The sequence below is a fragment of the Aestuariispira insulae genome (assembly GCF_003385955.1).
In the GTDB taxonomy this organism is placed as follows: Bacteria; Pseudomonadota; Alphaproteobacteria; order UBA8366; family Aestuariispiraceae; genus Aestuariispira; species Aestuariispira insulae.
On record NZ_QRDW01000041.1, the window covers coordinates 1 to 1723 of the forward strand.

3 protein-coding genes are annotated in these 1723 nt (G+C 51.6%); 2 read left to right on the top strand and 1 reads right to left on the bottom strand.

What is annotated here, in order from left to right:
* The first annotated feature begins 191 nt into the window (after nt 1–191).
* Nucleotides 192–620, top strand: a complete 429-nt coding sequence (locus DFP90_RS23450; protein WP_115939718.1) for an HNH/ENDO VII family nuclease — start codon at nt 192–194, stop codon at nt 618–620.
* Nucleotides 621–624: 4 nt separating this feature from the next.
* A complete protein-coding gene (locus DFP90_RS22575) occupies nt 625–1086 on the top strand; it encodes an SMI1/KNR4 family protein (RefSeq protein WP_115939719.1) in 462 nt (153 codons plus the stop codon).
* A 299-nt stretch (nt 1087–1385) separates the two neighbouring features.
* On the opposite strand, the gene DFP90_RS23135 is transcribed toward DFP90_RS22575, so the two are convergent.
* Nucleotides 1386–1723, bottom strand: a 338-nt coding sequence (locus tag DFP90_RS23135; protein ID WP_218044781.1) for a hypothetical protein, incomplete at its 5' end; no start/stop codon positions are given.

Consider the following 1723-nt stretch of genomic DNA (forward strand, 5'->3'; position numbering starts at 1 on the left):
TCCCGGACGCTGGTACCAGGTTGGGCCGCCTCCCGCACAATCTGCTTCTTGGCGGCCATGCTCCATTGCCGGCCGCGCTTCCTGCCATCTGTCATGGTCAAACCCTCAGTCCTGTAAAAACCTGAGGATGAACCTGAACATATTCGAAATAAGCTACAAGGTGGGGTTCACCGGGCGCTCACGTATCAAAGGTGATCGATGATGTAGCAATTAGCAACGCTACGAGGGCGGAGGTTGCGCATCATTTCCAGCAAAACCGTAAGTTTTGGACACAAGACCCAGTTCAATTCAACGGAAACAGAGTCTACCAGCGAAATGATCTGATTGATCCCAATCATATTAGCGAATGGACTGTTCGTGGCCAGACAGTCCGTGGGACTAATCTTGAGCGTATGGCTGCTGGACGAGCGCCGATTGGACCAGATGGGAACTCAGTCAACTTACACCATTTAACGCAGCGACAAGACGGGGCCATTGTGGAGGTGACGCAAACACTTCACAGCGCTAACCATGGTGTGTTACACATGCCGAGTACTGTGCCATCTGGAATAAATCGGTCACAATTCAACACCTGGTCTAGGAATTACTGGAAAGAAAGAGCTGCGAATTGGGGGCAATAGGCAAATGATTTTGGATGACCTGAAGAAGTTGATCGAGGACTCGTCTGACGACGATGTGGAATTTGGCGATCCTAGTTGCGATTTGTCGCCGACTGGTGCTCGAATTCAAGAAACGGAAGGTGCTTTAGGTGTGGCTTTGCCACCTAGCTATCTGTGGTTTGTTCAAAATTATGGCGGTGGCGAAGTGTATGGAGAGGAAATTTATTCCATTTATCCTGCACTGTCCGAAGAATCTGTTGGTGACATTGTCTATCAAACTCGGTGGGCTCGGCAAAAAAAGCTCGTGAAGCCTGATGCTGTGGTCGTTTGTTCAAACGATTTCGGTGAGATTTTTTATTTGGATCCATCAGAGACTGATATAGACGGTGAGTATCCTGTCGTGGTGAAGGCCGGTGAGAACGAAATAAGATATGCGGCGTCATTTGCTGAGTTTTTGTTCAAGCGGATATCCGACCCGGAAGGGTGAAGGCCTCTTTCAGCCTCCTCAGCCTCAACATAGTTCGGTATATGAATAGCGCAGTGCTTTGACCCACCATTTTGCATTGACGATTTGCCTGTTTGCGATGTCACACCTCCCGGCATCTGTGTCTTGAGCTATGCGGATTACGGCTTGTGTGAAATTGCGCAGTTCGATGTTTGCCTTGGCAAAGAATTCCGGGGACACCAGACCCAATTCATCGTTGGATTTCGCCCCCAAGGTTCTTTCTTTCAGGATTTAACGTCTTACGTCAGGCCGGTCACAGCTGCCTGCCAAAGGTCTACACCTCAAGTTAAGTAAGGTGTCCCCGGAATTTCGTTGTCGCCAACCTGCCCCAGGCCCTGACCGAGGGCGAAGGCGGGGCCGCCGCGCAGGGCGTGACCGCGGCCTCGGCGGTGTTGAAGGCCGCCTCCGCCGTGACCGCGCTGCAAAAAGGCGCGGTCTCCGCCGAGGTCAGCTTCGGCGTTTCCTCCAGCGAGGAAAGCAGCAGCCTTGAGACCGTGTTCCCCGTCAGCATCTTTGGGACAAATTAAGCTGATTGCATAACGGAGGATTTCTGGTTCATCGTAGAGACCGTAAGGGAACGAAGATGAGACAGAAATCCATGACCTCCAAAGAGCCCGCT

Coding starts and splice junctions, on each gene's coding strand:
- DFP90_RS22575 (WP_115939719.1), top strand. CDS start 625: ATGATTTTGGATGACCTGAAGAAGTTGATCGAGGACTCGTCTGACGAC.